Origin of the sequence: Pseudoalteromonas caenipelagi (assembly GCF_013140855.1) — a bacterium.
Classification (GTDB): Bacteria; Pseudomonadota; Gammaproteobacteria; order Enterobacterales; family Alteromonadaceae; genus Pseudoalteromonas; species Pseudoalteromonas caenipelagi.
In genome coordinates this window covers 91,909-105,137 of record NZ_JABBPG010000002.1, presented here as the reverse complement: position 1 = coordinate 105,137, position 13,229 = coordinate 91,909, and the positions used below count along the sequence as shown (strand labels likewise).

Sequence of the window (13,229 nt, the reverse complement as noted above, 5' to 3'; positions counted from 1 at the left end):
AGTTACAACGTTTATAATCGCGATGCTGTTGTGTGCAGAGCGCGAGTTTTACTTTTATGCTGGCGTTTTGTGCCACTGTGAACTTGTTTTATGTCATTCTGAACTTGTTTCAGAACCTCGCTACATGCATACAATGGGTATTAGCAAAACAGATCGGTATTTAGGAAGAAAATATGATCACAGCAATAACGCTGCAAGACTTTAAAGCCTTTTGGCCCACCTTCGAAGAGATCATACAAGCACAACAAACCTATGCATTTGACCCTAACATGTCATTTAAAGAGGCTTATCAACTTTGGTGTCAATCACCACTCAAAGCTTTTGTTTATAAAGTTGACGGTGAAGTCTTAGGCACGTATTACCTAAAAGCCAACGCAATGGGCCCAAGTAGCCATATTTGTAATTGTGGCTATATGGTCAGTACAGCCGCAAGAGGCCAAGGCATTGCCCAAAAACTTTGCAAACACTCGCAACAAATTGCCAAAGAAATAGGCTTTGAGGCAATGCAATTTAACAGTGTAGTGAGTACTAATGAAGGCGCAATTCGTTTGTGGCAAAGACTCGGTTACAGCATTATTGGCACTATTCCCAAAGCCTATAAACATCCTGAGCTTGGTTATGTCGATAGCCATATTATGCACAAGTTGCTGGTTTAGTGTTAAATAACTATCTAAACGAGAAGTATTACCTTTAAATGAGTTATTCGTATCGAAGTATGCATTCTTTGAAAAATAACATACGATTTGCAAAGTAACCCTACAATATTCTCACTTGTTCGTCACAATGTTTTGAAGTTCAGGTAGTCGCTCTGATACCAGTAATCCACTAGCGCCTATTTAGCGGCTGTTTTGTAAAATACTATAGTGCTCAATACCTTTTAGCCACCTAGCGAGAATTTAGTTCGCTATTTTAAATCGCCTATCGTGCTTTATATATTATTCATAATTTGGAAATATCTAAGTAATAATTAAAAGTGAAAATTTCAAATCTGAGCCTATTGGTTTCAAAAAAAGACCAATAATATAAAGACATGTTAGGTAGCGAAGCGCTCTTTGCTGGTTTAAGTAACGCGGTTTAAGTGTTTTAACAGCATTGGCAGTGAGCAATCCTTCATTCTAATAACGGCTGATATATTCTATGCTGTTATTGGTACTGAGTATGCTGCACCCCCTCGTGATGAAGCATAAAGCTTAGTTGTAAAACCTCAAGGACATCTAAAACAAGTCATGTAATCGGAATAAAAAGTTAGCCTTCGCATGCAATTATAGCCAAGCCTTTTTATCCGTTTAATACAGTGTCAGGTGGTATGAACTAATATAAAGGAGTAAACAATGGAAACAATCGGTAAAACTCGAATATATGCGTTAAGAGCCATGTATCTGTTTATTGTTGTTGGCTTAGGATTATCAAATACCCCTGAAGCGTTGTCTTCAGCAGGAGTATCGGCAGATTCAGATACAGTAATAAACGCAATACTTATTGGCTTTATGGTTTTATCATTTATAGGGGTTTTCTTTCCATTGAAGATGTTGCCGGTCTTAATGCTCGAGTTATTGTGGAAGGTGGTTTGGTTAGCCATGTTCGCACTACCAATGCATTTAAGCTCAGGCCTAGATGAATATTCTATGGGTGTTGCTTTTGCTTGTTTAATTGGTGTTGTATTAACGCCGATTGTCTTACCCTGGCGCTACATCTACAAAGACTATTTTCAATGAAAATAGTCTTTGTAAACAGTGTTATTTTTCAAAAAGTTCATAGCAAAGGATGAGCATCAAGTTACATCAACTTGCTCATATCTTGCCAAACGGAATAAACACTTTCACCAACAAGCCGGTTTTGTTGCTTTTTCCGTTGCCCGCATTTTGCAAGCTTAAATAGCCATGGTGCGCTTCAATAATTTCTCTACATAACGCAAGCCCCAAACCACTTCCAGTACTTTTAGTTGAATAAAACGGCACTAACGCATTCGCCATAACTTGCTCGCTCATTCCCACCCCCTCATCAGCAACACAAATCATCACACCTTGCCCATGCTGCTCAATACTCAGGCTGACTTTATCCGCATCAGAACCTGACTCATGAGCGTTTTTAAGTAGATTAATAAGGAGCTGTTGCAGCTGCATAATATCAGCAAAACAAGGGGTTGTAGGTAAGGTAAGTTGGCTGTTAAATTGCCACTGCTGCGCCAACTCACTAACTAGCTGAGGCCAATCAATTTCGGCCAGTTTTGGTCGTGGCAACTTAGCAAATTTTCCATAGCCTTGCACAAATTCACTTAGATGTTTAATACGCTCTTCAATGGTTGAAAACACCCGCTGTAACCTAGGCTCATCAAGCTGACTCGTTAAAATTTTGCCACTGTGTAGCATAGACGACATTGGGCCTAACGAGTTATTAAGTTCATGGCTAATAATGCGTATTACTTTTTTCCAAACAGCGACTTCTTGACGATTTAACTCGCGCGTCAGTTGTTTAAATATAAACAGCTTATGCTCTTGGTTATTGAGTAAAAATTGCCCTGTTGCTAGGTGCCAAGTTTGCACTTCATCTTGCTCACTGAGCATATTAAATAAACCATCTTGAGCTGAGTTAACCGCTTGTTTTAACTCCGGTGGCGCTTGTTCCAATGCTTGTGACAAGCTCATGCCTTCTAGATGATTGTTACAAAGCAGCAGGTTTCGTGCACTTAAATTGCTAAAAACCACAATATCGTTGTTATTTACTAACACCAAAGCTTGGGGTGAGCTTTCAAGTACTTTATCAAGCATAAGTTCTCGCTGATAAATCCACTGTTTTTCTTTTCTTAACTGCTCTGCGGTTTGATTATACAGCTGGCATAAACGTCCAAGTTGATCATCACTTTGATAGGCAAGGCTATTTGAAAACTCCCCATCTTTGAAGTTATGTAGGCCTAATTCAAGGGCTTCAAGGCCTTGTCTAATTGGTGCACAAATAAAGCTTGATACCAATAACGTTAGCGTTATAGCCAGTACAACTACAACACTGGCATGAACAAGCGGTAAATCGACAAACATCAGTATCAGTGTCACACATGTAGTTACCACCACCAACATGCTTAGCGTGATTTTATTCACCAAAGACAACTCAGGCTTTTTAAAAAGCATACTAATACTCAATCTCGAACTTTTGTAAGCGCCGATACAAGGCTTGACGAGTCATGCCAAAGTGGCGCGCCACTTTGGCAATAACGCCCTGATGCGCATGCATGGCCTCTTCTAGTTGCTGCTTTGTAGGCTCTTGTTTGGTTGATGTTATCGTGGTTGCTGAGGCCATCACATCAGTTTTTAATATAAAATCATGCTCATCAAGTTCCCCTTCGGGCTTGAGCACGCCCGCCCTTTTACAAGCATTTTCAAGCTCTCGGACATTGCCCGGCCAAGAGTATGCCTTTAGCGCCCTCTGCGCAGCATGACTTAATTCCCTGTTGGGTAAAAAATGGCTGATCAAGGGCACTATATCATCGGCGCGTTCACACAAGGGCGGCAACTGCAGCTCAATCACATTGAGCCGATAGTATAAATCTTCGCGAAATTGCCCATTTTTAATATCTTTCAGTAGGTTAGCATTGGTCGCAGAAATAACCCTCACATTGACTTTACGGGTTTGTACAGAGCCCAAACGTTCAAATTCACCACTTTGCAGCACGCGTAATAACTTCATTTGCCCAGACAAAGGTAAGTTACCTATTTCATCTAAAAATAAAGTGCCACCGTCTGCAGCTTCAAAGCGCCCTATTCGCTGCTTGTTCGCGCCCGTATAAGCGCCTGCTTCGGCACCAAATAACTCTGCTTCAATTAAGTCTTGAGGCAACGCCCCAGCATTTACCTTAATAAAAGGCTTATCTTTTAGGCCTGAGTTAGCTTGGATAATTTCTGCAATGCGCTCTTTCCCACTGCCATTAGGGCCGGTGATAAGCACCGACACATCCGACTTTGCCAATTGCAAAGCCATATCTACTATCCGCTCCATCGCCGTACTGGAATACACCAACCCCACCAGATTGGCGCCTGCTTTTGGTGCTTCTCGCTCTGCTTGTTGGCGCTTATAGTGGGCATTGCTCGCTTGGGCTTTGCCCAGTTCAACTAAATTAGCAATACTGGTCAGTAACTTTTGGTCATCCCAAGGTTTGCCAATGTAATCTGCCGCGCCAGCTTTAACCAGCTCTATTGCTGTTTCAAGCTCAGTCCAAGCGGTAATTAGAATAATAGGTAAATAAGGGTTTAATTCGCGTAGGCGATAAAATAGCGTTTTACCCTCTTCACCCGAGGTAGTGTCACTAGAAAAGTTCATATCCTGTAGCACAAGGGCAATATTTTGATATTGCACAACTTGCTGTGCTTCAAACGCATTTTGCGCGGTTACAACAGCGTAACCGTGTATTTCTAGCAGTAACGATAACGCCTCTAAAATGGAAGGGTTATCGTCAACAATGAGTATTTTTTCCATATTATTTTTGTACTTCAATGTGCTACACCTTGGCCAGTGTAGCACATTCATTATTAACAGGTTATATGGTTCTAGTAGCAATACTTGGCGATATATTGGCAGCACGTTTTGCCGGCCCAACTACAGCAAGTAAACTAATAAGTAAAACCCCCACAGCGGTGAACAACACGTAAAACAGTGGCATTTGCGAGAGTGAATAGTGTTTCATTAACTGTTGTGCCATCATTACGGCGGCCCCAGAGCCAACAATCAATCCAAGCATAGAAATCATTGCGTTTTCAATTACAAAGTAGCGAATAATGTCTGACTTTCTCGCACCTAATGCTCTGCGCGTGCCTATTTGTTTAGTTCGCTTGCTGATATTAAATAGCGTCAAACCAAAAATCCCTAGAGCTGTAATTAGGGTCAGTACCACTATCATCACAAGCAACATACGCATAGTAAGCCTATCAGGCGCAACATAATCAGCTTTTACATCATCAAGTCCTTTTAGGCCTTCAATCACTCTTTTGTTTTCCAAATTCAACATATACTGTTCAATCTGCTGCATAACCTGTGCTCTTTGCTCTGGCTCTGTTCTGACTGAAAATAGCGTCAGTTTTTGGGCAAATACGAAAGGCAATATTGCTGATCTATCCCGTCTTTCTGATTGCAACCAAGGGCCTTTCATCACATCGGTAATACCGATAATCTGCATGGGTAGGTCTCCGTGGTAAAGCGTCTTTCCTAACGCATCGCCATCAGGAAATAGCTCATCCGCCATAGCCTTAGTAATCAAACCAACACTGGGGTACTGACTATATTCCTCAACAACACTGACCTCAGCCTCGGTAAAATTTCTACCTTCAAGGATTTTAATTCCAAATGTATTAATAAAATGACTATCCGCTTCAAAAATACTGGCTTGTACTCCCTTTCCTTTTTGCCCCGCTGGCACCAGTCTAAAAGAGCTTGAGGATCCGCCGCCACTCAGTGGCACAGAATTAACCGTCACAGCATCAATAACACCCGGCATTTGTCTTATCGCCGTCTCGTCCAGTTCAGCTTGTCGCATGTAATCAATATTTTCGCCAAATGACATCACTTCAAACGTAAATATGTCCTGCTCTGGATACCCTGTATCTTGTTCAAGATAAGCAATTTTTTCACTAATTATGAATGCAGAATTACTCACAATTGCGGTGGTAATGGCAATTTGTAGCAACAATAAAATAGCCCCCACCTTAGAGCGGCATAAGGCATTGAAAATTGGTTTTAGTTCTGACATAGCAATAACCCCTTATTGGCTCTTCAAATAGATGGCAGGTGTTGTCCTACACACAACCCACGCAGGATACAACCCAGCAACAATACACGCTGTGATAGCAATAACAGGGGCTGCCATTAGCATAGTCACGTCCATATTTGCCAAAGCATCGTATGCGCCATGACTTACGCGCACGCCCCATAGTCCAATTTGCGCAAATACAATCCCCAAAACGCCACCGAACAGGCCCAATAAAGAAACTTCTACGAGATGTTGGTAGAACACCTGACGTTTCGATGCGCCTAACGCTCGCCTTACACCAATCTCAGGCGCACGGCGCAAGAATTTAGCTAATAACAAACTTAGAATGTTAGCAATACACACCGCTAAAAACATAAAGCTCAGCGTAACCATGATCTTATTGTCATGTTTAACTACGCCTCGGTAGTCCATAAATTCTGTGACATTAAACAGGTTGTAGTCGAGCTCTTCTCGATTAAAACGACCCAAAGATTGTTGTTGCTTCATATAGCTCATTATGTACTGACCAAACTCTTGTTTTTCTTGTTCATTATTAAGTTGCACCCAAAATTGTAGCCATAGATTCTCCGAAACTAATAAGTCTTTAAAGGTATCATCTTGCTCATTTTTCCAGCCATTGGTGTTACCCCAAGTATGAACTTCATTCGTGATACCAAGGCTCAGTGGAATAAATATCTTCTCTGGGTCATCAAATGAGCCATTGTTTGTGTCGTAGTATTTTACCGGCGTTATCCAATCTTCAATCACACCAACAACCTGCACGCGAATATCATCTAGGTAAAAACTTTTACCAATTGAGTTTTCCCCTTTAAATAGCTTGTCGTTAATACTTTTTGAAATCACCGCTACAGGGGCGATATCATCTTGCTGCTGTTGGGTCCATGTACCACCGTATATAAATTTCAAATCAAACATCGCAAAAATATCTCTAGAAGATAGGCGTACTTCTTCAACAAATGGTTTTTGTTCAGGTGAGTTTAGATGTACCGAAAACCCCGATTTGTACATGGCTGAACGCAAATAGGGTAAGTTGGCATTTTGTATGTTCATTGCGTCTTGATAAGTCACCTGAAATGGAAGGTCGTCTTTTGAAAAGTAACTTTGCCCTTCATCCATTGTCTGCAACTGCAAATGATGCAAAACAGCACTTTTTTGTGGAATCGGATCTTTAGACATCATGTGATGAATAGAAAGACTCGTCATGGTTACCCCAATACCGATGGCTATCGCCAACACCATCAGTAAACTAACCAGCGGTGTGCGCTTAAAACTACGCCAACTCAAATCTATATAGTGCAAAAACATGATTATACTCCCACCACTTTGGCTGGGTTGCCTTGATAGAGGGTAAAGTCGGCTAACTGACCATCAACAACCTGAATGTTTCTCGGTGCCCTACGAGCCAACTCTGGATCGTGCGTCACCATGACGATAGTGGCACCTTCTCGGTTAATTTGCTCCAAAAGTTCCATAACCTGACGCGCCATTAAACTGTCTAAGTTACCGGTTGGTTCATCGGCCAATAAAAATCTTGGCTCGCCAGCCAGCGCTCTGGCAATCGCTACCCTTTGCTGTTGACCACCAGATAGCTGCTGAGGCAAATGTTTGGCGCGACTTGCCAGCCCAACTTGCTCCAAACGCTGCTCTACACGGCGTTTGCGCTCTGCGGCTTTAATGCCTCGATAGCGCAAAGGCACTTCAATATTTTCAAACAAATTTAAGTCAGGGATTAAGTTGAACCCTTGAAATATAAAGCCGATTTTTTGATTGCGAAGATCAGCTCGCTGATTGTCATTCAAGCCGCCCACATCCACGCCATCTAAGATATATTGACCTGCTGTAAACGGCTCTAGCATGCCAGCTATATTTAAAAAGGTCGTTTTTCCTGAGCCAGAAGGGCCGGTTACCGCAATAAACTCTCCTTCATCTACTTGTAGATTAAAGTCCCGCAACGCATGCGTTTGCACCATATCAGTTTGATAAATTTTATTAATATTATTCATTGTAAGCATGTTCACTTCCTTAATTATGTGTTTAACCCGTTGTTACACTTCTACTCGCGCAACATAATTTCTTGTGCGTGTTCAAAAGGTGTATAATTTGAGATCACTATTTGATCGCCTGCTTTTAGGCCCGCTATCACTTCAACAGCGTTGATACTGACAGCGCCTATCTGAACGGCGGTTTTTTGCGCATGCCCATCTTTCACACGATAAACAAAATCTCCCCCCGCCTCCAAAAATGAGCCGCGTTTAACCTTTAATACATTTTGTTTGTTTTCCAATAAGATACGCGCTGATAAACGTTGATTTTGGCGGATCCCTGTTAGTCCTTGCTGAGAAAACCGTACTCGCGTGGTGACTTCGCGTTGATTCACCTCTGGTGAAATTGCGCTAAGCTCACCCATCACTTCATGTAGGCCAATTTTTAGTGCCACTTGCATACCCAAACCTAATTCATTTGCATAGCTTTCGGGCACTTGCAACTGCGCTTCAAATGCAGTTAGGTCTACCAATGTCATCAGCGCTTGATTTTGTGACACCAAAGCTTGAGGCTGCACCAATAGGTTACCGACAATGCCTGTCACCGAAGCTTTTATATCTAGGTTATTCACTTTACGCTCTAGCTCTTTAACCACTAACTGCTGGCGCTGTAGCGTGCTTTGCGCTGATTTGAGCTCAAACGCCAGCGTATCTTTGGCAAGTTCGACTTCATGCTGAGCATGTTTGAATGTCAGTTTGGCGCGAGATAAATCATCCACGGCTTTTTCTAAATCAATTTGACTGATAAGGCTTTTTTTAATTGATAATTGCGCTCGACGATTTTCGCGCTCAGCGGCACTGAGTTCAACCTGAGCCAGATCCAATAACTTATTGAGGTTTAAAGTTTCACGGCGGGCTTCTAGCTTTTGGCGCTCCAGTTCGCCCATTAAGCGCTGCACTTCTGAATGTTGTTGCTTAAGGGCATTTTGCAATTCGGGACTCACAACCTTTGCAATATTTTGCCCTTCAGTGACCTTATCACCTGCTTTCACCAACAGGGTGATAATTCCTTGTTCTGGGCTATAAACCTGCGGGGCATTTGCAGCGACTATTTTGCCTGTTGCCGCGATATCTCGCACTAAATCGCCCTGTTCAACCGTTGCTACTTTTACTTCATCTTTTGCTATCGAACGCTGCGCATTAGAGGCGTTCATCAAAGCGTGAGCCGATGCTGCTATAACCACTGCCGCAATCGACGTAATTACAAATCGCTTACCAATCTTACTTTTCGTGACAATCACTTTATCTTGAGCACTGGTGTCTTTAATCATAAACAATCTCGTTAAAACGTTGAGTGCTCAATCACGCCAATTGCACCTGCTGTAAACAGCACAATTAGTGGAGGCAGCAAAAATAGTGAACACAGCAACATATCTCATTCCAAATAAATCCTGATGTGCTATGTATTCCATTTGCATGCCAAAAATAAAACACAATATAAACAGCAAGTTAAAAATTAACGCCGTAGAAATAAGTGTCCGCGGACAGTAAATGTGTCCGCTGCGGACACCACCTCCAGTACTGTAAGCACGAATAACCATGACACATTTTAAAAACCCACAAAGGGAACAAATGTTAAAACTTGATTATTGCACAAAAAGCATCATTTAGCGCAAGTTACACCCCACCATCAATATGAATATATTAATAAAGAAACTTCTAATTAAAGCTTGATACAAAAAGAAAAACCTAAAAAACAGCCAAAAACAGCAAGAAGAAACAAAAAACACCTTTTAAAATACAACCTTACAAACCGTCAACTATTCGCAATAGAGTAAAAAAACTAATTAGCAAGGTTCCATGAAAATTATTTGATAAAAATAAAATATTCACAAAACATCTTTGACATAAATTTATGTTACCTGTAATAATCCACAAAAATTTAACTAGGTTTTCATTTTATTACACATTCTCTTCACATTTATAAAAGACAATGGAGATATGTAAAACGATAAGGATTAGATCACATGGGAAAGTCTACTCACTTGTTCCACAACAGGGACTTAATTCAATGCGAGGCAAACAGCTTAATTGACCTACTTGCTGTCGATGCATACAACAAGCCGGATCAAGAGGTTTTCCATTTCGTTGATGATAAAGGCGAATCGGTAGAAGTTTTTGATTACCAAACACTTAGTAATTCAATTTCACGTATTGCAAAAGCATTACAACAAATACAACAACGCAACGTCGAACACCAAGATCAAGCGCTTATCGTACTTCCTCAGGGAGTTGATTTCGTTACATCATTTTATGGTTGTATGGCTGCGGGTATTATTGCAGTGCCTTCGTTTCCACCAAAGAATCAACTACAAATTGAACGTTTGCAATATGCTATCGAAGACTTAGGTAAGCCAATTGTAATTACAAATAAAACTGTCTTACCTTTGCTGGAAGAGCAACTTGCTCATCTGCCTATCAGATGGCTATTGATTGAAGAGTCTGAGACTATCGCACCTCAACCTCTGTACAATTTTAAAACAAATGAACAAGACATTGCCTTGTTGCAGTACAGCTCAGGAACGACTGGCAAGCCCAAAGGCGTGATCATTACCAATCAGAATATCCTTGATAATTCAGAGTTGATCAGACAAAGCTTTGGCCACCAAGAAGATAAAACTCGTATGATGCTTTGGCTTCCGCCCCATCACGATATGGGTTTAGTTGGTGGCGTTATGCAGGGGGTTTATACCGGCTACCCGACTATGCTGATGCCAACCGATTTGTTCTTGCGCAGTCAATTTCGCTGGCTAAAAGCCGTTACCGACTTCAAAGCGACTACCACTGGTGCACCTAATTTTGCATTCGATCTAGCAGTAAAGAACATTCGCGATTCGCGTTTAGCAGAACTTGACTTGTCTTCATTGCAAAATTTGTTTTGCGGCGCAGAGCCTATCAATGCTCAAACCGTTAATCAGTTTTTTGATAAGTTTGCACAATGTGGCTTAAAGCCTGAGGCTTTTTTACCTTGCTATGGTATGGCCGAAGCTACACTGATGGTCAGCGGCAAGCCTCATTCACAACAATACAAACAATTATGTGTGGATGAACCACTACTCAAACGCGGCATGGTTAAAGCCGTTGATACACCTTCGACCCATAGTCAATGGTTAGTCAGTAGCGGTAAAGTACATGACTCAATTCAAGCAAAAATTGTCGACCCCAACACACACATCGCGCTAGCCGATGGTCAAGTTGGCGAGATTTGGTTACAAGGAAATAGTATCAGCCCTGGCTACTGGCAAGATAAAGAACGTACCGATGCCAACTTTGGTTTAACTTTGGCAGGACACAGCGAAACGTTCCATCGCACTGGTGATTTAGGTTTTTATCACAAAGGTGAGCTATACATCACGGGTAGATTAAAAGAAGTTATCATCATCCGTGGTGCCAACTTTTACCCGCAAGATTTAGAGTTCGAAGCATCACAGGCTTTTCCTGAGCTTAAAAATTGCCGCAGTGCTGCTTTTTCTGTCGCCGAGCGGGGCAAAGAATTATTAGTCATGGCGTTAGAAGTTCCGCGCAATGTTACCCAATTCGACAACTACATAAAAATACTCAATGGCCGCTTGATTGAGCGATTTGGCATTAAAGCCGACAAAATCTTATTTTTACCGCGTAAAACTATCAAAATCACTTCTTCAGGTAAGTTGCAACGTGTTGCTATCAAACAAGCCTATGAACAAGAGTCACTGCAAGCTTACTATCAGTTCAACCTAGATGTTCAAAACGATGACAATCAACAGAGTCGACAAGAAGACACACAAACAGAGCTAGATATCTCAGACGTTGCAAGTGTGGAGCACTGGCTGGTTTGCAAAGTACATGAGTTAACAGGTGTGGCAATGGCACAGATCTCCCCCAAAGATTCATTAGCCAATGTCGGGCTGGACTCCGTTCTAGCCATGGAAATTTTGTTTAAATTAGAGCAGCTAACTGGCATTTATCTAGCCCCTGATGTGCTTTATAGCTGTAACACCCCTCATTTATTAGCCAAACAAATTACAAACGTAGCAAGTAAAACATCTAAAACGGAGTTAGATCCAACATGTTAAATGAATCAGTTCAAAGTGTATCTGCAAAGCTCTGCCAATTTATCACACACAGCTACCTTGATGATGACGAATTGATCGCACCTGATACCCCCATTATTGAGCTCAATATTCTCGATTCTGCGTCCATTTTTGACGTAGTTGAATACATTCATCGCGAGTTCGCCCTGCGCTTACCCGTGATAGACATTCACCCAGACAATTTTGCATCCGTCGAAGTACTTAGCAAATTAGTTGAACATCACAGGAACAAGGAGAACACGTTATGATCCCTAATCAATGGTATGCCATAACTAGATCGCAAGATGTAAAGAAAAAACCTTTAGGCATTAAGCGACTAGATAAACTACTTGTGCTCTATCGCGATACACAAGGAAAACTCATTTGTATGGACGACAAATGTCCACACAAAGGCGTAAAACTCAGTTTAGGTGAGCAGCACGGCGACCTCATAGCGTGTCCATATCATGGCTTTCAATATGATCAGCAAGGTGACTGTGTTCATATGCCTGTATTGGGTAAAAACGGGGATGTCCCCAAAGGGATGTGTGTAAAAACCTATAAGGTAACTGAAGCATATGGCCTTGTCTGGTTCTGGTATGGCGAGGAAATGGCCGATGAAGATTACCCAGAAGTCCCTATGTTCAAACAATTTAAAGAGTACGATGGCTACTACTCTTACTATGGCTGGGATGCACCTATTAACTACACTCGATATGTTGAAAGTGTCTGCGAAATTTACCACATTCCTTTTGTACACAAAGGCTCAGCTATCAACATTTGGGACCCCAAAGGTGGCCGTGTTGACGATTTTGAATGCAAAGTTGATGGCACATTAATCACCAGTGACTTTATCTTACGCCCAGATGATGAGCGCACTGCAGCTGAAACACTGGTTGCCCGTAAGCCTTGGACTAGAGGCTGGCGCTTTGGCATCGATGTACAAATGCCAAACTTAATCCAGATCCGCAGTGAAGTATTTGACGTAATCTTTATCCCTACCCCAATCGATGAAGATACCTGCTGGGTATGTGTATGCTATCAAGAACCAAAACGCGACCTATTACTGCCGTTAATTAAACCCTTGCCGATTCCTTTCTGGCGCCCAGTCCGCCCTTGGTACATGTGTCGCATTGAACGTTTTGTACAACAAGCCAAAGATATGGCAGTGATTGCACACCAAGAGCCAAAAGTTTCTAGCCCTAAAGCTAACCGATTAATTCCTATCGATAAGGTGAATGCACACTACATTCGTTTTCGTGAAAAGCTGATCCGTGAAGCGAAAGAGCAACAAGCACACAACAAAATCAAAGAGCAGCCACACTTTGAAGCGCCAACGCTTGAGCAGATCATCGGTATTGAAGAAGTAAATTAAATGGA

Annotated in this window: 11 protein-coding genes; 5 read left to right on the top strand and 6 right to left on the bottom strand. The window is 41.8% G+C overall.

Translation table 11 applies throughout. The annotated features are described in order from the left end of the window. Window positions 1-173: 173 nt before the first annotated feature. Window positions 174-656, top strand: a complete 483-nt coding sequence (locus tag HG263_RS05105; protein WP_171625001.1) for a GNAT family N-acetyltransferase — start codon at window positions 174-176, stop codon at window positions 654-656. Between the two features lie 675 nt (window positions 657-1,331). Next, window positions 1,332-1,715 carry a hypothetical protein gene (locus HG263_RS05100; RefSeq protein WP_171625000.1) on the top strand — a complete coding sequence of 128 codons (384 nt, stop codon included), beginning with the start codon at window positions 1,332-1,334 and terminating at the stop codon, window positions 1,713-1,715. Window positions 1,716-1,790: 75 nt separating this feature from the next. On the opposite strand, the gene HG263_RS05095 is transcribed toward HG263_RS05100, so the two are convergent. The 6 genes from HG263_RS05095 to HG263_RS05070 form a co-directional block, all read right to left on the bottom strand. Next, window positions 1,791-3,125: a sensor histidine kinase gene (locus tag HG263_RS05095; RefSeq protein WP_171624999.1), complete on the bottom strand. Its 1,335-nt coding sequence runs from the start codon at window positions 3,123-3,125 to the stop codon at window positions 1,791-1,793. A gap of 1 nt (window position 3,126) precedes the next feature. Then, window positions 3,127-4,467 (bottom strand): sigma-54-dependent transcriptional regulator, encoded by a 1,341-nt coding sequence (locus HG263_RS05090; protein WP_171625621.1) that lies wholly within the window; start codon window positions 4,465-4,467, stop codon window positions 3,127-3,129. Between the two features lie 61 nt (window positions 4,468-4,528). Then, complete coding sequence (locus HG263_RS05085) at window positions 4,529-5,734, bottom strand: ABC transporter permease (protein ID WP_171624998.1); 1,206 nt, start codon at window positions 5,732-5,734, stop codon at window positions 4,529-4,531. A 12-nt stretch (window positions 5,735-5,746) separates the two neighbouring features. Continuing rightward, window positions 5,747-7,060, bottom strand: a complete 1,314-nt coding sequence (locus HG263_RS05080) for an ABC transporter permease (protein ID WP_171624997.1) — start codon at window positions 7,058-7,060, stop codon at window positions 5,747-5,749. A gap of 2 nt (window positions 7,061-7,062) precedes the next feature. After that, on the bottom strand, window positions 7,063-7,767 hold the full coding sequence (locus HG263_RS05075) for an ABC transporter ATP-binding protein (protein ID WP_171624996.1): 705 nt from the start codon (window positions 7,765-7,767) through the stop codon (window positions 7,063-7,065). A gap of 41 nt (window positions 7,768-7,808) precedes the next feature. Beyond that, complete coding sequence (locus HG263_RS05070) at window positions 7,809-9,068, bottom strand: efflux RND transporter periplasmic adaptor subunit (RefSeq protein WP_171624995.1); 1,260 nt, start codon at window positions 9,066-9,068, stop codon at window positions 7,809-7,811. A 696-nt stretch (window positions 9,069-9,764) separates the two neighbouring features. Here HG263_RS05070 and HG263_RS05065 point away from each other — a divergent pair. Genes HG263_RS05065 through HG263_RS05055 form a run of 3 tightly spaced genes read left to right on the top strand, consistent with a single transcriptional unit; the run spans window position 9,765 to window position 13,224 of the window. Continuing rightward, window positions 9,765-11,852, top strand: coding sequence for an AMP-binding protein (locus tag HG263_RS05065; RefSeq protein ID WP_171624994.1), 2,088 nt, complete (start codon window positions 9,765-9,767; stop codon window positions 11,850-11,852). Next, window positions 11,846-12,118: an acyl carrier protein gene (locus HG263_RS05060; RefSeq protein WP_152087904.1), complete on the top strand. Its 273-nt coding sequence runs from the start codon at window positions 11,846-11,848 to the stop codon at window positions 12,116-12,118. Before HG263_RS05065 ends, HG263_RS05060 begins: the two co-directional genes overlap by 7 nt. Continuing rightward, complete coding sequence (locus HG263_RS05055; RefSeq protein ID WP_171624993.1) at window positions 12,115-13,224, top strand: Rieske 2Fe-2S domain-containing protein; 1,110 nt, start codon at window positions 12,115-12,117, stop codon at window positions 13,222-13,224. Before HG263_RS05060 ends, HG263_RS05055 begins: the two co-directional genes overlap by 4 nt. Window positions 13,225-13,229 lie beyond the last annotated feature (5 nt).